We start from the raw sequence: 19,717 nt of genomic DNA on the forward strand, positions 1-19,717 counted from the left end.
GTACGCTGCCAACCACCTCACCGGGGTGGCCGCCATCGCCTGCATGACCTCCACCGGCTACACGCCCTTGATCGCCTCGCGCATCCGCTCGGGGCTGCCCATCGTCGGGCTGGCCCACAGCCCCATCGCCCAGCGCCGCATGGCGCTCTACCGCGGGGTGGTCTCGCTGCCGTTCGACACCACCATGATGGCGGCCGGCGAACTCAACGACCGGGCGCTGGCGCTGCTGGTGGAGAAGGGGATTGCCGAACCGGGAGATCATGTCATCCTGACCCGGGGCGACCACATGAACGCTCATGGCGGCACCAACACCCTGAAAATACTCGATGTGACGTAGCGGAGAACGGCGCCGATCGTGCGGGCTTGGCCTACGCTTAGGCTAACGGGACCCGCCCGGGGTCGTCGGACACCGGACGGGTTCAGGATGCTCTGGTCGGATTCGGCTCACCGCGAGGGCTTCGATCATGTCCGCCACCCCCATACACCTGCTGCTGATCGAGGACAATGCGCTGCATCGCCGCCTGATCCAGCAGTTGCTCAAGGCCGACACTCAGCTGCGGTGCGACGTCGAGGCGGTGGAGCGTCTCGACACCGGCCTGATGCGCCTCGCCCAGGGCAACGTGGATCTCGTGCTGCTGGACCTGGTGCTGCCGGACAGCCAGGAGCTGGAGACCCTGTGGCGAGTCCGCCTGGTGGCGCCCCAGGTGCCGGTGGTGATCCTCACCAGCCTCGATGACGTCAAGCTGGCGGCCCGGGCGGTGGAGTCGGGGGCTTACGACTACCTGGTCAAGTCGCATCTCAAGGGCGCCTCCCTGGGGCGTGCGGTTCGCTACACCCTGGCCCGGGCCCGGGCCAGGGGCGGCGAATGGGACTCGCCGATGTTTCGCCTGGCCCAGCAGCAATTCCTCAAGGCTGCCCAGTACATGAACCTGGACGACAACGTGCGCCAGCGCCTGCTGTTCCCCCAGCGCGCCCAGATGGTCTCCTTCCCCTTCCTGCGCGACGATCACAGCCAGGTGGAGACGGTATTCGGCTACCGGGTCCAGCACGTCCTCACCATGGGGCCGACCAAGGGCGGCATCCGCTATCACCAGGATGTGACCCTGGGCGAGGTGGCGGCCCTGGCCACCTGGATGACCTGGAAGTGCGCCCTGATGCGGCTGCCCTTCGGTGGCGCCAAGGGCGGTGTGCGGGTCGACCCCACCGCGCTCAGCAGTTCGGAGCTGCAGCGCCTGACGCGCCGTTACACCACCGAGATCATCGAGATGATCGGCCCCGACAAGGACATCCCCGCCCCGGACCTGGGCACCGACGAACAGGTCATGGCCTGGGTGATGGACACCTACAGTCAGCAGATGGGGCATGCGGTGCCGACGGTGGTCACCGGCAAGCCGGTGGTGCTGGGGGGCTCGCTGGGACGCAAGGAGGCCACCGGGCGCGGCCTGGTCTACCTGATCGAGGCCTCGGCGGCGCACCTGGGGCTCGAGCTCGCCGGGTCGACCGCAGTGGTTCAGGGCTTCGGCAATGTGGGCAGCCATGCGGCGCGCTTCCTTGCGGAGCTGGGCGTCAAGATCATTGCGGTGGGAGATGTCTCCACCGCTCTCCATCGCCACGAGGGCCTGTCGGTGGAGGCACTGGAAGCCCATGTCGCCCAGCACCGGGTGCTGGGCGGTTTTCCGGATGCCGAGCCGATCGGCAACAAGGAGTTGCTGGAGCTCGACTGCGACATCCTGGTGCTGGCGGCCCTGCAGAATCAGGTCACGGTGGAGAATGCCGCCGACATTAACTGCCGGCTGCTGGCCGAGGGCGCCAACGGGCCGACCATGCTCGAGGCCGACGATATCCTCCACGAGCGGGGCATCTTCGTGCTGCCCGACATCCTCGGCAACGCTGGCGGCGTCACGGTGTCCTATTTTGAGTGGGTGCAGGGCATGCAGAACCTGACCTGGACGCTGGACGAGATCAACGGGCGGCTCAAGGCGATCCTGCTGGATGCCTTCCAGCGCACCCTGCGCCGGGCGCAGGCCGAGCGGATCGACATGCGCACGGCGGCGCTGATCGAAGGGGTGTCGCGGGTCACCGAAGCCAAGCTGCTGCGCGGCGTCTTTCCCTAGGAGCCTGTCGGATTTAACACTAATCTACTGCGAAACCCGTGTCTCTCGCGACGATCGGTCAAACCCGACAGACTCATAGCCGCGCGGCAGTCGATCGGTCTGGAATGAGGGGGGACAGCACATGACCACGGAGTCCGAACGGCCGCGAGAGATAGCACCCTGCTGCCTGCAGCGTCAGCAATTGCTCGAGGCCCTGGAGGCGATCTCCGAGGGCTTCACCCTCTACGACGCCGACGACATCCTGGTGGCCTGCAACTCCCGGTTCCGGGAGTACTCGGGGGTGCCTGAGATGGTCGTGCCGGGCATGCGCTTCGAGGACCTGATCCGCACGGTGGTCACGCGGGGTATCGTCGACATCGGCGACCGCGACCCCGAGGCGTGGATCGCCTGGCGTCTCTCCCAGCGCCGCAATCCGGGCCCGCCGTTCACGGTCCCTACCGGCAACCGCACGCTGCGCATCAGCGAGCGGCGCACCGGCAACGGCGGGGTGGCGGCCATCTACACCGATATCACCGAGCTGGAGGCCCAGCGTGAGCACCTGGAGGCCCAGGTGCGCCTCACCGAGGAGGCCCAGGCCCGGGCCGAGTCGGCCCACGACCAGCTCACCGAAGCGCTCGAATCCATCGCCGAGGGATTCGCCTTGTTCGATGCCGACGACCGGCTGGTGCTCTACAACTCCTGCTTCAAGGAGCATTTCGTCACGCCGGGCGATGTGGTCGAGCTGGGGTTGAGCTTCGAAGACCTGCTGCGGGCCGTGGCCGAGCGTGGCTTTACGCCCCCGGGATATGCCACGAGCGAGGCCTGGGTCGCCGAGCGTCTCGCCGCGCATCGCAACCCCACCGCTCCCTATCAGTTCGTGCGCAGCGACGGGATGTGCGTCCAGATCAGCGAGCATCGTACCGGCGATGGTGGCTATGTCGCGGTCTATTCGGATATCACCGAGCTGGAGCAGCACCGTCATCGCCTGGAGGAACTGGTTGACGAGCGCACCGCCGAGCTCCAGACCACTGCCGTGGAGCTGCGCCGCTCTCAGGACGAGCTGCGCCGCGCCCGGGATGCGGCGGAGCAGGCCAGCCTGGCCAAGAGCGAATTCCTGGCCAACATGAGCCACGAGATCCGCACGCCCATGAACGGCGTGATCGGCGTGGCCGAACTGCTCGAGCGTACCGAACTCACCGAGCAGCAGGCGGAGTACGTGGCGATCATCCAGAAGTCGGCGGATACCCTGCTGGGGCTGATCAACGATATCCTCGACTTCTCCAAGATAGAGGCAGGGCGGCTCGAGCTCGAGATCGTGGCCTTCCACCTGCGCGACACCCTGGGCGATACCCTGCAGACCCTGGCGCTGCGTGCCGACGAGAAGGGGCTGGAGCTGGCGGTGCATATCCCACCGGAGATTCCCGACTGGTTGCTAGGTGACCCGGTGCGCCTGCGCCAGGTGGTGGTCAATCTGGTCGGTAACGCCATCAAGTTCACCGAGACCGGCGAGGTGGTGCTGGACCTGGGCCTCGAGGCACTCGACGAGGACCGTGCGCGGATCGCCTTCGAGGTGCGCGATACCGGCGTGGGTATTCCCGAGACGCAGCGTGAGCGGGTCTTCGAGGCCTTCGGCCAGGCCGACAGCTCCACTACCCGCCGCGATGGTGGCACCGGCCTGGGGCTCTCCATCGCCGCCCAGCTGGTCGAGATGATGGGGGGGCGGATCCAGCTCGCCAGCGGCCCGGGCGGGCATGGCAGCAGCTTCTCGTTCAGCGTCGACTTCCACTTGCCGGTGGAGCGGGATGAGGCCTCCCGGCAGCCGCTGGGGCTGCATGGCCAGCGCGTGCTGGTGGTGGACGACAACCGCACCAACCGCATGATTCTGGAGGAGATCCTGGCCAGTTGGGGGATGCGGCCCACCACGGTGGCCAATGGTGAAAAGGCCCTCGAGGTCGTCGAGCGTGCCGTGGAGTCTCCCTTTCCGCTCGCCCTGCTCGACGTGATGATGCCGGGCATGGACGGCTACGAGCTCGCCGACAGGTTGCGCCAACGGCCCGAACTGACCGCCATGCGGATCCTGATGCTCTCCTCGGGCATGCGCGGCGGCGATGCCGCGCTGCGTCGTCGGTTGGGCATTGCACGCCTGCTGATGAAGCCGGTCAAGCAGTCGGAGCTGCTGAATGCCGTCGCCGAGGCGCTGGGCGTCGCCATCGCGAACGGTCAGGCGGTGCCCGTTTCCCACGAGTTTCCCGGCGACTGGATCGCTCGGCGGGTGCTGCTGGTGGAGGATGGCCTCACCAACCAGCGGGTGGCCATCGATCTGCTGACCCAGCGTGGCCACGAGGTCGAGTTGGCCCGCAACGGTGCCGAAGCCCTGGAGGCCGTCGAGCGACAAGCGTTCGATGTGGTGCTGATGGACATTCACATGCCGGTGATGGATGGCCTCGCCGCCTCGCGGGCGATCCGCGAGCGAGAGCGCGAGAGCGGTGAGCATGTGCCGATCGTGGCCATGACCGCCAGTGCCACCAAGGAGGACCGCGAGCGTTGTCTCGCCGCGGGCATGGACGACTATGTCACCAAGCCGTTCCGGGCCGCCGAACTGTTCCGGGCCGTCGAGGCGCTGGCGCCCGGCGGGGCATCGCACGAGCCTCCGGCGCCGACGGGAGATGCGCCGAGTGGTGATATCGAGGCGCTTCCCTGCCTGGATATGGAGGGCGCACTGCAGAACCTGGAGGGCAACCGCGGACTGCTGAGCGAGATGGTCGAGTTGTTCCTGGAAGAGTGCCCCAGGCTGATACAGGAGATCGAGGAGGCCATCGCCCGGGAAGACGCCGCGACCCTGCGCCGGGCGGCGCATACCCTCAAGGGGTCGGCCCTGGTCGTCGGTGGCCAGGCGCTCGGGGGCGCGGCGCAGCGCCTCGAGGCCCTGGCGAAATCGGGCGAATTCGCAGGCGCCGCCCAGGCCTTCGACCCACTGCGCAGCCGCGCCACGGAACTCCAGAAGGCGCTCGAGGCGGTATCCGGCGGCGGTGACGGAAATGCTGGCTGACGCCTGCTGGACGGGGCGATAGGGCGTGTCGAAACCCATGTTGTATACAATGTTGCGTCGGGTTGTGGTCATCTGCCGAGAAACATGCGAAGGTGCCTCTCGGGGCGGCGGTAGGTAAGAGGGGAGACCATGAGCAATGCCTGGCACGAGGAGGTCCTGGCCGAGGTCAGGGCGGGAGGACGCATCAGCGATCAGCAGATCGTCGACAAGGTCCGCAAGGCGGTACTGACCCAGCGTCTGCCGCCGGGCACCCGGCTGCCCGAGGTGGCGTTGGGCGAGATCTTCGGCGTCAGCCGCTCGGTGGTGCGCAAGGCCCTGACCCGCCTGGCCGCCGACCACGTGGTCAGCCAGCAGCCCAACCAGGTGGCGCGGGTGCGGGCACCGAGCATCGAGGAGACACGCGAGACCTTCGCTGCCCGGCGCCTGGTGGAGGGCGAGGTGGCGGCGCTGCTGGCCGGTCGGCTGGAGGCCTCGCAACTGGCGCTGCTGGAGGCGCAGGTGCAGCAGGAGATCGATGCCCATGCCGGTCACGACGAGCCGGCGCGCATCGAGCACTCGCTGGCCATCCACCATACCCTGGCCGAGCTGTCACCCAACCGGGTGCTTGGTGCCATGCTCACCGATCTGATCCTGCGGACCTCCATCGTCATCGCCCTCTACAAGCGAGCCGGGCTCGCCTCCTGCTATCTGGAAGGGGACCACGTCCGCCTGTTGAGGCACCTGCGCGTGGGCGAACCCGAGGCGGCCCGCCGCTGCATCGATGATCACCTGCTGGCGCTGGAGAACCTGCTCGACCTGAGCACCCGGGATGCCAGCATCGACCTGATGGCGATCCTGGGCCAGCAACGCGCCGGTTGAGCTGACCTGCCTCAAGATACAAGCCGATGGCTGTCGGCTTGCCGGGGCCCCGGCTTGTCCCCGTCCGTCCGCATGGCCGACAATGCCGGCCATGGGCGGCCGATGGCCGCAGGGACGTGACCACCGGGAGAATCGATCATGACGCGATGGCTGATTGCCGTGCTGCTGGGCTGGCTGGTACTGCTGTCGCCGCCGGTGGTGGCCGGGGCACCCACGGTGGCGGCGGCCGCGGATTTGCAGTTCGCCCTGCGTGATGCCGCCGAGCGCTTCCAGGCCGAGACCGGCCAGCCACTGCGCCTCAACTTCGGCTCATCAGGCAATTTCCGCCGTCAGATCGCCCAAGGGGCACCCTTCGAACTCTATCTTTCGGCTGACGAAAGCTATGTGCTGGCGCTGCATGACGAGGGGCATACCGAGGATGAAGGCGTCGTCTACGCCATCGGCCGGCTGGCCTGGCTGCAGCGGGCCGGGCGCGACGATCTGCCCAAGGAGGACGACCCGTTGGCCGGGGTGCGCGAAGCGCTGGCGGCGCATGCCCAGGGCGAGGGCCGGCCGCGTATCGCCCTGGCCAACCCCGAGCATGCGCCCTACGGCGTAGCGGCACGCCAGACGCTGGAGCAAGCCGGCCTGTGGGAGGAAAGTGCGGCGCTGCGCATCCTCGGCGAGAACGTCTCCCAGGCGGCCCAGTTCGCCCTCTCCGACGACGCGCGCGGCGGTCTCGTCGCCTGGTCCCTGGCATTGGCCCCCGAGCTCGGCGAGCGCAGTGAGTTCGTGCTGATTCCCGAAGCCTGGCATGCGCCGCTGGTACAGCGCATGGCACTGGTCAAGGGGGCCGGCGATACCGCCCGGGCCTTCTATGCCTGGCTGCAACTGGACGAAGCCCGCGAGATCCTGGCGCGCTACGGGTTCCGCCTGCCCGGCGAGGCTGACGACGAGAGCGGCGAAGAGAACGTTGAAGGGAGCGAGGCGAGCTGATGGACTGGACGGCGCTGTCGGTCTCGCTGCAGCTGGCACTGCTGACCTGTCTGTTCCTGTTGCCCGTGGGGCTGTGGCTGGGGCGCACCCTGGCTCAGGCCCGCTTTCGCGGCAAGCCGCTGTGCGAGGCGCTGGTCGCCCTGCCACTGGTAATGCCGCCCACGGTGCTGGGCTTTTATCTGATGATGAGCTTTGGCCGCGACGCGCCGTTCGGCGCCTTGTGGCATCGCCTCACCGGCGAGGGGCTGAACTTCACTTTTACCGGCATCCTGCTCGCCTCGCTGGTGGCCAACCTGCCGTTCGCCGTGCAGCCGGTCCAGCGCGCTTTCGAGGCGGTGCCCGCCAATCTGCGCGAGGCGGCCTGGTGCAGCGGCCTCTCGCCCTGGCAGACCTTCCTGCGTATCGAACTGCCGCTGGTGTGGCCGGGGGTGATCTCGGCACTGGCGCTGACCTTCGCCCATACCCTGGGTGAATTCGGCGTGATCCTGATGGTGGGCGGGGCCATCGACGGCGAGACGCGTACCCTGGCCATCGCCATCTACGATCGGGTACAGGCCTTCGACGAGCGCGGGGCCGGCATCATGTCGGCCATGCTGCTGCTGGTCTCCTTCGTCGCCATCGGTGTGGTATACGGCCTGGCGGGCCGCAGGCGGTGGCGTCGTGTCTGAGCGTAGCGCCGACCTCATGCCGGGAGGCGGCGGACAATTGCTGCTTGCCTCCGGACGGCTGGAAGTCGCCTTGCAGCAAATCGGCCCCATCCCCCTCGAGGCCCGCTTCCATTGCGATGCCGGTGAGCTGCTGGCGCTGGTCGGCCCCTCAGGCAGCGGCAAGACTACGCTGCTGCGCGCCATTGCCGGGCTGATGAAACCGCAGGAGGGGCGTATCACCTGTGGCCAGGACATCTGGTTCGATACCGTCTCGGGTTTCGATCTGCGGCCACAGCAACGCCGCGTCGGCCTGGTGTTCCAGGATTATGCGCTGTTCCCGCACCTCACTGCGCGCGACAACGTCCGTGTGGCACTGGGGCACCTCGATGCAGCACAGCGTGCCGCACAAGCCGAGCGCTGGCTCGCCCGCATGCACCTGGAGGGGCTGGGCGGGCGCTACCCATCGCAGCTCTCGGGCGGGCAGCGGCAGCGGGTGGCGCTGGCCCGGGCGTTGGCGCGAGAGCCCCAGGCGCTACTGCTCGACGAACCCTTCTCGGCGGTGGATCAGGTCACCCGTCGCCGGCTGCAGCGGGAGCTGGCGCGATTGCGCGAGCAGATCCGCATCCCCATCCTGCTGGTCACTCACGACCTCGACGAAGCCGTGGCCCTTGCCGACCGGCTATGCGTGCTCCATGGTGGCAAGAGCCTGCAGGTGGGCGATGCCGAGACGCTGTTTCGCCGCCCGGCCAGCGCCGAGGTGGCGCGCCTGCTGGATCGCCATAACCTGTTCAGCGGTAGTGTGGTGGAATGCCAGGGTCAGCGCAGGCTGCAGTGGGGGCCGCTTACGCTCGAGGTGGCCGAGGGGCTCGAGCGTCTCGCCCCTGGCCAGGCGGTTACCTGGTACCTGCCCGACTCCGATGTGGTGCTGCATCGGGGCGACCGTGCCTCCAGGGGCGAAGGTGAGAATCCCGTTACTGGCCGGGTGAGCGAGATGGTCGTCATGGGCGGTACCACCACGCTGGCGGTGCAGGTCGACCATGTCGAAGCGACGCTGCGCTTCGATGTTTCCACCCATGCCGCCAGGCGCAACGCCCTGGTCCGCGGCGAGCGGGTACAGCTCTCGCTGCTGGCAGCCGGCATCCACCTGTTGCCCGACGAGTCCACGGAGGAGATGACATGAAGCTAGTGCACGGCTCGCTACGTCGTGGGGGAGTGGGGGCTGCCGTGGCGCTCCTGTTCGCGCTGCTGCTGGTCGAGCAGCTGCCGGCCGGGGAGCCGTCCTCCCACGAGCGTGTGCCGCTGGAGATACACGCAGGCGATGAGCGTCATCGGCTCGAGGTGGAGCTGGCGCGCACTTCGGCAGAGCGGCAGAAGGGCCTGATGGATCGCGACCACCTCGCCCCGCACGCCGGCATGCTGTTTCTCTACCAAGCGGCACAGCCGCCCCAGGCGGGCTTCTGGATGTATCGCACCCGCATCCCGCTGGATATCGCCTTCATCGACGCCGAGGGGCGGATCGCCGCCCTGCATACCATGCAGCCCTGCACCTCGCGCAACCCCTACGACTGCCCGGTCACCGTGGCTGGCGCGACGTACCACGCCGCGCTGGAGGTCAACGCCGGCTACTTCGAGGCGCACGGCATCGAGGAGGGCGCCTGCGTGAGCTGGCCGGGGCGCCAGGGTGGCTGCCCCTCAACGGCCGAATAAGGCCCGGAAACGAATCACGATCAGCGCCACGCCGGCGATGACCATGGCGCCACCGAACACGATATAGGCATTGAGGTTTTCCCCCAGCAGCACGATGCCCAGTATCACGGCGCCCGCCGGCACCAACAGGCTCAGCGGTGCCAGCCGGCTCACCGGATGGCGGCGCAGCAGGCCGTACCACATGCCGTAGGCGACGATCGACGACATCACCGCGGTATAGAATACCGCGCCCCAACCGAACCAGCCGGCCGCCGCCATGGCGTCGAGCTGGTCGTGCTCGAACCACCAGGAGCCGAGTGCCACCTGGGGCACGGCGAACAGCGCCGTCCAGCCCGCCAGCCCCATGGGGGCGATATTGGGTCCTTTCTTGATCAACAGCTGCGATACCGCCCAGCCGAATGCGCTAAGCAGCAGCAGGGCCATGGGCAGTGGCGAGGGCAGGCTGGGGCCGCCGGCGAGAACCACCACCCCGCCGAACGACAGCGCAAGCCCGACCAGGCGCTTGGCGCTCAGCCTTTCGCCCAGAAAGATCACCGCCAGCAGGGTGGCGAAGGGCGTGCCCATCTGTACCAGCAGCGCCCCGGTGCCGGCCTCCGCCTGTCCCAGGCCGATGAACAGCAGGGCGAAGTGCAGGGTACCGAAGGTTGCCGACAACAGGATGAGGAAGGGTAGCTGATGGCGCGCCACGGGATGGAAGGGCACCAGCAGGGCCGCCACCAGCAGGAAGCGCAGGGTCGTCAGCAGTAGCGGCGGCAGCTCTTCGACACCCAGCTTGATGACGATGATGTTGAGAGCCCAGATCGCCACGATCGAAAGGCCCAGCAGCAAGTCGCGCAGTGGCACGGTAGGTTCCTGGTCAAATTGGCATGGCGAGCGTAGCAGTCTCGTACCCGCCCGTCGTCCTCTATTCGTTAACGGGCTACCATTCAACGCGCGACATCGTAGAATGTCGAGGCGTGGCGAAACTCTCGTCGATGCCCGCCAGAACGATAAACATGGCCGGTCCTGTGGGAACCGGCCCCAGTTGCAAGGACACGTCATGAATTCAGCAAGCCGTATTACCCGTATCGCCGCGGCTTTGGCCGGTGCCGCCGTGTTGACCGCTTCGCTCTCGGCACAGGCACGCGAGCTTTCCGTTTCCACCGTGCTTTCGGATGCCTTCCCCTGGGGACAGGCGGCGGAGAAGTGGGCCGAGCTGGTCGAGGAGCGCACCGATGGGGAGCTCACTCTGCGTGTCTACCCCAACTCGCAGCTGGTGGCCGGCGACCAGACCCGCGAATTCTCCGCCATGCGCTCCGGCCTGATCGACATGGCCGTGGGCTCGACCATCAACTGGTCGCCCCAGGTGCCCGAGCTGAACCTCTTCTCGCTGCCGTTCTTCATGCCCGATGAGGCGGCTGTCGATGCCGTGACCGGTGGCACTGCCGGTGAGATGATCTTCGAGGCCATCGAGTCCCGCGGCGTGATCCCACTGGCCTGGGGCGAGAACGGCTTCCGCCAGCTTTCCAATTCGCGGGGCCCCATTTCCGAGCCCGGCGACCTCAACGGCCTGAAGATTCGCGTGGTGGGCTCGCCGCTGTTCCAGGATACCTTCACCGCCCTGGGCGCCGATCCCACCCAGATGAGCTGGACCGATGCCCAGCCGGCGCTGACCACTGGCGCCGTGGACGGCCAGGAGAACCCACTCTCGGTATTCGACGTGGCCCGCATCGATCAGGTGGGGCAGGAGTACCTGACCCTGTGGAACTACATGAACGATCCGCTGATCTTCGCCGTCAACCAGCGTGTGTGGGAGTCGCTCTCGGAGGAGCAGCGCGAGATCCTGCGTGAGACCGCCATCGAGGCCGGCGAATGGGAGATCGCCATGACCCGCGAGCAGGAGAGCGAGCGTCTGGCCGACATCCAGGAGCGCGGCGTGCAGGTCACGGAGCTCACCGAGGAGCAGCATCGCGCCTTCGTCAATGCCACCCAGAGCGTGCATGAAAAGTGGATTCCGCGTATCGGCACTGAGCTGGTCGACGCTGCACGCCAGGCCATCGAGGAGCGCTGAGCTCCATCAACGCCTAGACTGTGCCTGAAAAGTCGGCGAGCGAAGGTCAGGGCTAGGCCCGTTCCCTACGGGCCAACGCACTTCCCACATCCCTGTGGGTCGCAAGGCAAAAATCAGCGACAAATCGGCAGGAAAGCCGATTTGGGCAGCTCCGCTGCTCGAAGAGCGAGCGACAAGGATGTCGCGAGTCCAAAGACGGAGTTTACGGGCTGTAAATGAGTACTTTGAGCTGATTTTTAACGCCGCATGACCAAGCGCAGGCAGTTGTCAGGCATAGTCTAGACCCGGCTCCGCCAATGGAGCCGGGCCCTTCACTACGAGGCTGCCATGAAGTTCTCTCCCGATGCCAGGCCCGAGCGCTGGTTGGGTTCGCTGGCGCTGGCCGTCATTTCGCTGATCAGCCTGGGCAACGTCGTTACCCGCTACGTCACCGGTGGCTCACTGGCCTTCACCGAGGAGTTCTCGGTGTTCCTGCTGGTGGTGCTGACCTTCGCCGGCGCCTCGGTGGCGCTGCGGCGCAATGGCCACATTCGTATCGGACTGCTCGAGCGTTCGCTGCCGGCTGGGCCGCGTCTTGCGCTGATCCTGTTCCAGGGCCTGTGCGGCGCCATCGTGCTGGGGTTGATCACCTGGTTCGGTGCCAAGCTGACTTGGGAGGAGTACCAGTGGCAGTCGCTGTCGCCGGGGCTTGGCCTGCCTCAGTGGTGGTACCTCGCCTGGCTGCCGCTGCTCTCGGCAGCCATGCTGGTGCGACTGATACAGCAGACCGTCGACCGCCTGCGCGGGAGGCTCGACGATGAGCCCTGATCTGTGGATGATCCTGGCCTTCGCCGGGCTGTTGATCGCCGGCGTGCCGGTAGCCTTCTCGCTGGCCCTGGCCGGGGCGGTGGGTATCGTCTCCGGTCTCTCGCCGGAGATGTTGGCGACGCTTGGCACCAATACCTACAACAGCATTGCCAAGTATCCGCTGATTGCCATTCCGCTGTTCATCATGACCGGGCTGATCTTCGAGCGAGCCGGGGTGGCGCTGCGCCTGGTGCGTTTCGCCCAGGCCCTGATCGGGCCGCGCCATGGCGGGTTGGCACTGGTGGCGGTGCTGGTCTGCATGATCATGGGCGGCATGAGCGGCTCAGGTCCGGCGGATGCCGCGGCGGTGGCCATGGTAATGCTGCCGAGCATGACCAAGGCTGGCTACCCCAAACCCTTCTCGGCGACGCTGATCGCTGCTTCCGCCTCGACGGCGATTCTTATTCCGCCTTCCGTGGCATTGATTCTCTACTCCATCGTGGTACCCGGGGTCGACCTGCGGGCGCTGTTCGCCGCCGGGCTCTTTCCGGGCATCCTGGCCGGCCTGGCGCTGCTGGTGCCGGCGCTGCTGGTTTCCAGGCGCTACGGCTGGGAAGGCGGCGCGCCGGTGGAAGGCGCCGAGCGTCTCAAGGTGGGCGAAACCTTCAAGCAGGCGCTGCCGGCGTTGTTCGCCCCGGTGCTGATCCTGGGCGGGCTGCGCTCGGGGCTGTTCACGCCCACCGAGGCGGCCGTGGTAGCGGTAGCCTATGGCGCCCTGGTGGGTCTGTTCCTGACCCGTGAGCTCAACCTGCGCGATTTGTGGAGCCTGCTCGGCGAGGCGGCGGTGATCTCCGGCGTGGTGATGCTGATCATCGCCCTGGCCGGGATCTTCGCCTGGGCCGGTACCATGCTCGGCACCTTCCGCCACCTGGCGGAGTGGATCGTCGGTCTCACCGACAATGGCGTGCTGCTGCTGATCCTGATCATGCTGGCGGTGCTGCTCGCCGGCATGCTGCTCGACGCCATCTCGATCTACCTGATCATGATGCCGATCCTGATCCCGGTGATGCAGCACTTCGGCTGGAACCCGGTGTGGTTCGGCATCCTGTTGGCGATGAACATCGCCATCGGCCAGTTCACTCCGCCGGTGGCGGTCAACCTGATGGTAACCACCAACATTGCCCGGATCCGACTGGAGCAGACCGTGGGCTGGGCGCTGCTGTTCGTGCTGGCCATGGCCAGTGCCCTGGCGCTGGTGGCGATCTTTCCCGGGATTGCCCTGTGGTTGCCGAGGGTCCTGGGCTACAACGTCTGAAAAACCCTGATGCTTAAACCGTGCGTAGGCTTTCCAGGGTGTCTTGAAAAAGCTTGGCGCTGCCGGTATCGAACAGCACGAAGCGCACCCGTTCGATGCCGGGGCAGTGGGGCAGCGTCTCGCGCACCGTGGTGAGCGCGATTCGGGCGGCATCCTCGAGGGGATAGCCGAAAGCGCCCGCCGAAAGAGCAGGAAAGGCGATGCTGGAGAGGCCATGGTGCTCGGCCAGTTCGAGCGCGTTGCGATAGCAGTCGGCCAGCAGCGCCGCTTCTGGCTTGTCGCGGCCGTAGACCGGTCCCAGGCAGTGGATGACGTGGCGGTTGGGCAACCCGAAGGCCTCGGTGATCACCGCCTGGCCGGGCTCGATCGGCGCCAGGGGGCGGCAGGCCCGGTCGAGCTCCGGCCCGGCCGCCCGATGCAGGGCACCGGCCACGCCACCGCCAGGCCGGAGTTCTGCATTGGCCGCGTTGACTACGGCATCGATATCGGGCTGGTTGGCGATATCGCCCTGGCGGCACTCCACTTGCGCAGTCATATCGTCTTCTCCTGGAGCGTGTCATTTCAGTCTGGTGGGAAGGGGCGGGCTTGTTCAAGTTCAGCGCGTCAGGAAGGCCAGGGCCAGCCCCGCGCTGGTGAGACGAAACGTTGCGCTTTCTCGTAAATTCCGTGACATTCGTTGCAGTTCGCTGCACAAACTTGCATCTCTCCCTTCAAGGCGGTACCAATGTGCTCCCCCCGACAAGCCACGGCTGCGCCGGTCTGCGACCGGTGTGACGGCGTTTTTGTGCGTAGTGCAGGCCAGGGCTCATGACAACAGGAGGAGACTATGAACCAGCGTGTGAACATCGATCTCGGCGGTACCAATGCCGAGGCCTTCGAGGCCCGCCAATTCAAGGTCTATACCCATCGCCAACTGGACAAGATCGAGGCGATTCAGCGACTGCCTGAAGACCTGCGTTTCGACATGCGGGTGGTCAGCCAGGTGCTGCCGTTTCGCGTCAACGAGTATGTCATCGACGAACTGATCGACTGGACCAATGTCCCCGAGGATCCGGTCTTTCAGCTCACCTTCCCCCAGCGCGGGATGCTCAAGCCGGAACACTTCGACGAGGTGGCCGAGCTGGTTCGTCGTGGTGCCAATGCGGCGGAGCTGAAGCCGGTGATTGAGCGTATCCGCGGTGAACTCAACCCGCATCCCGCAGGCCAGATGGATCTCAACCTGCCGTTGCTCGACGGCGAGCCGCTGCCAGGCATGCAGCACAAGTACCGCGAGACGGTGCTGTTCTTTCCCAGCCAGGGCCAGGTTTGCCACAGCTACTGCACCTTCTGTTTTCGCTGGGCGCAGTTCGTCGGCGACAAGGAGCTGAAGTTCGCCTCCAGCGAAGCGGGTTCGCTGCACCGCTACCTGGCCGAGCATACCGAGGTCACCGACCTGTTGATGACCGGCGGCGACCCGATGGTGATGAAGGCCAAGCACCTGCGCCAGTACCTGGAGGGGCTGATGGCCCCGGATCTGGACCACGTCCAGGACATCCGCATCGGCACCAAGAGCCTGACCTTCTGGCCCTATCGCTTCGTCACCGACCCCGACGCCGAGGATATCCTCGAGCTGTTCCGCGAGCTGACGGCGGCAGGCAAGCACGTGGCCTTCATGGCCCACTTCAATCACTGGAAGGAGATGGAGACGCCCATCTGCCGCGAGGCGATCCGTCGCATCCGCGCCACCGGTGCCGAGATCCGTACCCAGGCGCCGCTGCTCAAGCACATCAATGACGATGCCGACCAGTGGGCGCGTATGTGGACCACCCAGGTGCGCCTGGGAATGATCCCTTATTACATGTTCGTCGAGCGCGACACCGGCGCCCGCCACTACTTCGAGGTGCCGCTGGTGCGTGCCTGGGAGATCTACCGCGAGGCCATGAAACAGGTGCCGGGCCTGGCGCGTACCGCTCGGGGGCCCTCCATGTCCGCCGATCCGGGCAAGGTGGAGATCCAGGGGGTGACCGAGATCCACGGCGAAAAGGTCTTCGTGTTGCGCTTCATCCAGGGGCGCGACAGCGACTGGGTACAGCGCCCCTTCTTCGCCAGGTACGACGACCAGGCCACCTGGCTCAATCACCTGGAGCCCGCGCTGGGTGAGCGCGAGTTCTTCTTCGAGAGCGGCTTCGCGGCGATGAAAGAGGAGAAACGGGAGCTGATCCTCAAGGCATCCTAGATGCGGCTTGTCAGGTTGACGATGCGTAGCCTGCGGGGCTCTCCAGTGCAAGGGACTGGCAGGCGGTAAGGCATGCTCATGGGTCATGCATATCAGGAATTAACGCACTCTAAACGAAAAGGCAGACTAAAATTAGGGCAGTTGAAAAAGACCCATCATTCCGACGTTTTTTTCGCTAAAGTAGAGGGGAACGGTAGTTTCCGCCAGCCAGTTGCCTCAGGCCTGGCTACTCAGGGATCTTGCTTGTCAGCAATGACAGCTAGCCAATAACGTCAATGAGGTGTGTTAATGAAACGCCATGCTTTCTCCGCGGCAGCCTTCTCCGGAGCGCTCCTGGGCGCCGCCATGTTCTCTGCACCGGCCGTGGCGCAGGATCGATTCATTACCATCGGCACCGGTGGTCAGACCGGTGTCTACTACGTCGTGGGTCAGTCGGTCTGTCGCATGGTGAATCGCGGCAGCGACGAGCACAACATTCGCTGTAACGCCCCGTCCACGGGCGGTTCCGTGGCCAACGTCAACGGCATGCGTAGCGGCGAACTCGACATGGGAGTGGTGCAGTCCGACGTCCAGTACCGTGCCTACCATGGCGAAGCCAACTTCGAATCCGACGGCGCCTGGGAGGACATGCGTTCCGTCTTCACCATGCACGGCGAGCCGCTGACCGTGGTGGCGCGTGCCGATTCGGGCATCGAGCACTTCTCCGATTTCCCCGGCAAGCGTGTCAACATCGGCAACCCGGGCTCCGGCCAGCGCAATACCATGAACGTGGTGATGGAGGCCATGGGCTGGGATACCGATACCTTCTCGCTGGCTTCCCAGCTGGATGCCGCCGAGCAGGCCGCGGCCCTGGCTGACAACAACATCGACGCCATGGTCTATGTGGTGGGGCATCCCAACGGCTCCATTCAGGAGGCCACCACCACCATCGACGCTCGTCTCATCCCGGTGACCGGCGACGAGATCGATGCCCTGGTCGAGGAGTACCCCTACTACACCCGTTCGGTGATCCCCGGCGGCCTGTACCGTGGCAACGACGAAGACGTCGAGACCTTCGGCGTGGCGGCGACTTTCGTCAGTTCCACTGCCGTCGATGAAGAAGTCATCTACGAGACCGTCAAGGCGGTGTTCGAGAATTTCGATCGCTTCAAGCGTCTGCATCCGGCGTTCGAGAACCTCAACGAAGAGGACATGATCTCCGACGGCCTGACCGCACCTCTGCATGACGGTGCCGCTCGTTATTATCGTGAGCGTGGCTGGATCGAGTGATGTGGCGTTGAGGGGTCAAGACTCCCTCTGGTGAGATGCGCGGACCCTAGGGGTCCGCGCATCCGTTTGGGCTGGCCACTGGCCTTGGAATGAACCGGCTTCCTGGAGTCGGCGATCTCATGAGCCATAGCGATCGTGGGGCACAACGGTAATGACTAACGAAAAGACGAATCCACACAAGCCAGAGGTCGATCTCGAGGATATGGTTGCCTCGAGCGATACCGGGGCGCGCAAGCCGCTGGGTGCCCCCGGGAAGCTGCTGGTCGGCATAGCGGCGGCCTGGTCGCTGTTCCAGCTCTGGATTGCCTCGCCGCTGCCTTTCCTGTTCCGCTTCGGGGTCTTCAACGCCACCGAGGCGCGGTCGATTCACCTGGCCTTCGCCATGTTCCTGGCGTTCATGGCCTATCCGGCACTCAAGCGCTCGCCGCGCGACCGCATTCCGATCCAGGACTGGGTGCTGGCGCTGGTAGGCGCCTTCTGTGCCGCTTACCTGTTCCTCTTTTACGCCGAGCTCGCCGAGCGCCCCGGGTCGCCGATCCTGCAGGACGTCATCGTCGGCGTGGTTGGCATCGTGGTGCTGCTCGAGGCAACCCGGCGGGCACTGGGGCCGCCGCTGGCGATCGTGGCCTCGCTGTTCATCATCTATTCCCTGTTCGGCCCCTACATGCCGGGCATCCTGGCCCATCGCGGGGTCAGCCTGTATGGCTTGATCAACCACCAGTGGCTGAGCACTCAAGGTGTGTTCGGTATCGCTCTTGGGGTTTCCACCAGCTTCGTGTTCCTGTTCGTGTTGTTCGGCGCCCTGCTCGACAAGGCCGGTGCCGGCAACTACTTCATCAAGGTCGCCTTTTCGCTGCTCGGCCACTACAAGGGCGGGCCGGCCAAGGCGGCCGTGGTGGCTTCCGGCATGACCGGCCTGATCTCCGGTTCCTCCATCGCCAATACCGTGACCACCGGCACCTTTACCATTCCCATGATGAAGCGGGTCGGTTTCTCGGCCGAGAAGGCCGGTGCCGTGGAGGTGTCCTCCTCGGTCAACGGCCAGATCATGCCGCCCGTGATGGGCGCTGCGGCCTTCCTGATGGTGGAGTACGTCGGCATTTCCTACGTGGAGGTGATCAAGCATGCCTTCCTGCCGGCACTGATTTCCTATATCGCGCTGATCTACATCGTGCATCTCGAGGCGCTCAAGGCCGACTTGAAGGGCTTGCCCTCGAGCAACCCGGTGCGACCTTTCCTCAATAAGGTGATCGGCTTCCTGACAGGCTTGATCCTGCTGATGGCGCTCTCGTTTGCCGTCTACTATGGTCTCGGTTGGCTCAAGCCGGTCCTGGGTGATGCCACGCCCTGGGTGGTGGCCGTGGTTCTGGCCGTGGTCTATGTGGGCCTGCTGAAGCTAGGCTCGTTCTATCCCGAGCTGGAGCTCGACGACCCCACTTCCCAGGTGGTCACGCTGCCACAGACCCGGCCCACGGTAATGGTGGGTCTGCACTACATCCTGCCGGTGATCGTGCTGGTCTGGTGCCTGATGGTGGAGCGCCTGTCGCCGGGGCTGTCGGCCTTCTGGGCCACCGTGTTCATGATCTTCATCATGGTCACCCAGCGCCCCATTACCGCCTTCTTCCGCGGTCGCAGCCGGCTTGCAGCCGATATCAAGGAGGGCTTCCTCGACCTGTGGGACGGCCTGGTGGCCGGTGCCCGCAACATGATCGGCATCGGTATCGCCACCGCCACGGCCGGTATCGTGGTGGGGGCGGTCTCGCAGACTGGCGTGGGCCTGGTACTCGCCGATGTGGTCGAGATCCTGGCCATGGGCAACCTGATGCTGATCCTGCTGCTCACCGCCGTTCTCAGCCTGATCCTCGGCATGGGCCTGCCCACCACCGCCAACTACATCGTGGTGTCGGCGCTGATGGCGCCGGTGATCGTGCTGCTGGGCCAGCAGAACGGCTTGATCGTGCCGTTGATCGCGGTGCATCTGTTCGTGTTCTATTTCGGCATCATGGCCGACGTGACGCCGCCGGTAGGGCTGGCGTCGTTTGCGGCGGCGGCCGTCTCCGGCGGCGACCCGCTGCGTACCGGCTTCCAGGCGTTCTACTACAGCCTGCGCACCGCGGCACTGCCGTTCCTGTTCATCTTCAATACCGACTTGCTGTTGATCGACGTGGGGTGGCTCCAGGGAGTCGTGATATTCATCATCTCCACGATTGCCATGCTGATCTTCGCCGCGGGTACCCAGGGCTACTTTCTGGTGCGCAACCGCTGGTACGAGTCAGTCCTGCTGCTGCTCGTTGCCTTCACCCTGTTCCGCCCCGGCTACTGGATGGACCGCATCCACGACCCCTACGAATCGATCCCGCCGGCCGAGTTCGCCCAGGCATTGGTCGCCGTCGACGATGGCAGCCAGCTACGCGTGCAAATTTCTGGTGAGGACGCCTTCGGCGACTCCATGACGACCTATATTCTGGTGCCGGTGCCGCGAGGCGATACGGCCGAAGAGCGTATGGAGCGGTTGGGCATGGAGCTGTGGGTCGAGGGCGATGAAGCCACTGTCGATCTCGTCGAGTTCGGCAGCCTGGCGGCGGATCTCGGCTTCGATTTCGACCAGCAAATCATCGAGGTGATGGCGCCGGTGGATCGTTGGGCCAAGGAGTGGATGTGGATTCCGGGCTTCCTGGTGTTCGGCCTGGTGGTGCTGCTGCAGCGTCGACGCCGCCAGCAGCAGCCATCGACCGCTCACGCCGCTTGAGGAG

The 19,717-nt window shown here is 65.7% G+C and carries 16 protein-coding genes; 14 read left to right on the forward strand and 2 right to left on the reverse strand.

Annotation, left to right across the window (positions count from 1 at the left end; translation table 11 throughout):
- From ACUY1T_RS21550 to ACUY1T_RS21585, 8 genes are all read left to right on the forward strand, one after another.
- A partial coding sequence (locus ACUY1T_RS21550; RefSeq protein ID WP_446025623.1) for a pyruvate kinase alpha/beta domain-containing protein occupies window positions 1-337 on the forward strand: 337 nt, incomplete at its 5' end.
- Between the two features lie 127 nt (window positions 338-464).
- Window positions 465-2,114 (forward strand): Glu/Leu/Phe/Val dehydrogenase dimerization domain-containing protein, encoded by a 1,650-nt coding sequence (locus tag ACUY1T_RS21555; protein WP_446025624.1) that lies wholly within the window; start codon window positions 465-467, stop codon window positions 2,112-2,114.
- 121 nt (window positions 2,115-2,235) lie between these two features.
- The gene (locus ACUY1T_RS21560) at window positions 2,236-5,142 is read left to right on the forward strand and encodes a response regulator (protein WP_446025625.1); all 2,907 of its coding nucleotides are present in this window, start codon (window positions 2,236-2,238) and stop codon (window positions 5,140-5,142) included.
- 129 nt (window positions 5,143-5,271) lie between these two features.
- A complete protein-coding gene (locus tag ACUY1T_RS21565) occupies window positions 5,272-6,000 on the forward strand; it encodes a GntR family transcriptional regulator (protein ID WP_446025626.1) in 729 nt (242 codons plus the stop codon).
- A gap of 138 nt (window positions 6,001-6,138) precedes the next feature.
- The gene (gene modA / locus ACUY1T_RS21570; protein WP_446025627.1) at window positions 6,139-6,975 is read left to right on the forward strand and encodes a molybdate ABC transporter substrate-binding protein; all 837 of its coding nucleotides are present in this window, start codon (window positions 6,139-6,141) and stop codon (window positions 6,973-6,975) included.
- Complete coding sequence (modB, locus tag ACUY1T_RS21575; protein ID WP_446025628.1) at window positions 6,975-7,643, forward strand: molybdate ABC transporter permease subunit; 669 nt, start codon at window positions 6,975-6,977, stop codon at window positions 7,641-7,643. Before modA ends, modB begins: the two co-directional genes overlap by 1 nt.
- Entirely contained in the window at window positions 7,636-8,802 is a 1,167-nt protein-coding gene (locus ACUY1T_RS21580) for an ABC transporter ATP-binding protein (protein WP_446025629.1), read from the forward strand. The genes modB and ACUY1T_RS21580 overlap by 8 nt, the downstream gene beginning before the upstream one ends.
- Window positions 8,799-9,329: a DUF192 domain-containing protein gene (locus ACUY1T_RS21585; RefSeq protein ID WP_446025630.1), complete on the forward strand. Its 531-nt coding sequence runs from the start codon at window positions 8,799-8,801 to the stop codon at window positions 9,327-9,329. Before ACUY1T_RS21580 ends, ACUY1T_RS21585 begins: the two co-directional genes overlap by 4 nt.
- Here the strand turns inward: ACUY1T_RS21585 and ACUY1T_RS21590 are convergent.
- Window positions 9,315-10,172, reverse strand: coding sequence for a DMT family transporter (locus ACUY1T_RS21590; protein ID WP_446025631.1), 858 nt, complete (start codon window positions 10,170-10,172; stop codon window positions 9,315-9,317). The genes ACUY1T_RS21585 and ACUY1T_RS21590 overlap by 15 nt on opposite strands.
- A 196-nt stretch (window positions 10,173-10,368) precedes the next feature.
- On the opposite strand from ACUY1T_RS21590, the gene ACUY1T_RS21595 reads away from it, so the two are divergent.
- The 3 genes from ACUY1T_RS21595 (at window position 10,369) to ACUY1T_RS21605 (ending at window position 13,480) form a co-directional block, all read left to right on the forward strand.
- Window positions 10,369-11,379: a DctP family TRAP transporter solute-binding subunit gene (locus ACUY1T_RS21595; protein ID WP_446025632.1), complete on the forward strand. Its 1,011-nt coding sequence runs from the start codon at window positions 10,369-10,371 to the stop codon at window positions 11,377-11,379.
- 327 nt (window positions 11,380-11,706) lie between these two features.
- Complete coding sequence (locus tag ACUY1T_RS21600; RefSeq protein WP_446025633.1) at window positions 11,707-12,186, forward strand: TRAP transporter small permease; 480 nt, start codon at window positions 11,707-11,709, stop codon at window positions 12,184-12,186.
- Window positions 12,176-13,480, forward strand: coding sequence for a TRAP transporter large permease (locus tag ACUY1T_RS21605; protein ID WP_446025634.1), 1,305 nt, complete (start codon window positions 12,176-12,178; stop codon window positions 13,478-13,480). The genes ACUY1T_RS21600 and ACUY1T_RS21605 overlap by 11 nt, the downstream gene beginning before the upstream one ends.
- 13 nt (window positions 13,481-13,493) lie before the next feature.
- Here the strand turns inward: ACUY1T_RS21605 and ACUY1T_RS21610 are convergent, their stop codons facing one another.
- Window positions 13,494-14,015, reverse strand: a complete 522-nt coding sequence (locus ACUY1T_RS21610; RefSeq protein WP_446025635.1) for a macro domain-containing protein — start codon at window positions 14,013-14,015, stop codon at window positions 13,494-13,496.
- A gap of 291 nt (window positions 14,016-14,306) precedes the next feature.
- Here ACUY1T_RS21610 and ACUY1T_RS21615 point away from each other — a divergent pair, with 291 nt between their 5' ends.
- From ACUY1T_RS21615 to ACUY1T_RS21625, 3 genes are all read left to right on the forward strand, one after another.
- Window positions 14,307-15,695 (forward strand): KamA family radical SAM protein, encoded by a 1,389-nt coding sequence (locus tag ACUY1T_RS21615; RefSeq protein ID WP_446025636.1) that lies wholly within the window; start codon window positions 14,307-14,309, stop codon window positions 15,693-15,695.
- Window positions 15,696-15,983: 288 nt separating this feature from the next.
- Window positions 15,984-16,964, forward strand: a complete 981-nt coding sequence (locus ACUY1T_RS21620; RefSeq protein ID WP_446025637.1) for a TAXI family TRAP transporter solute-binding subunit — start codon at window positions 15,984-15,986, stop codon at window positions 16,962-16,964.
- A 151-nt stretch (window positions 16,965-17,115) separates the two neighbouring features.
- A complete protein-coding gene (locus tag ACUY1T_RS21625; RefSeq protein ID WP_446025638.1) occupies window positions 17,116-19,713 on the forward strand; it encodes a TRAP transporter permease in 2,598 nt (865 codons plus the stop codon).
- Window positions 19,714-19,717: the final 4 nt, after the last annotated feature.

It is taken from the genome of Billgrantia sp. Q4P2, from assembly GCF_052806135.1.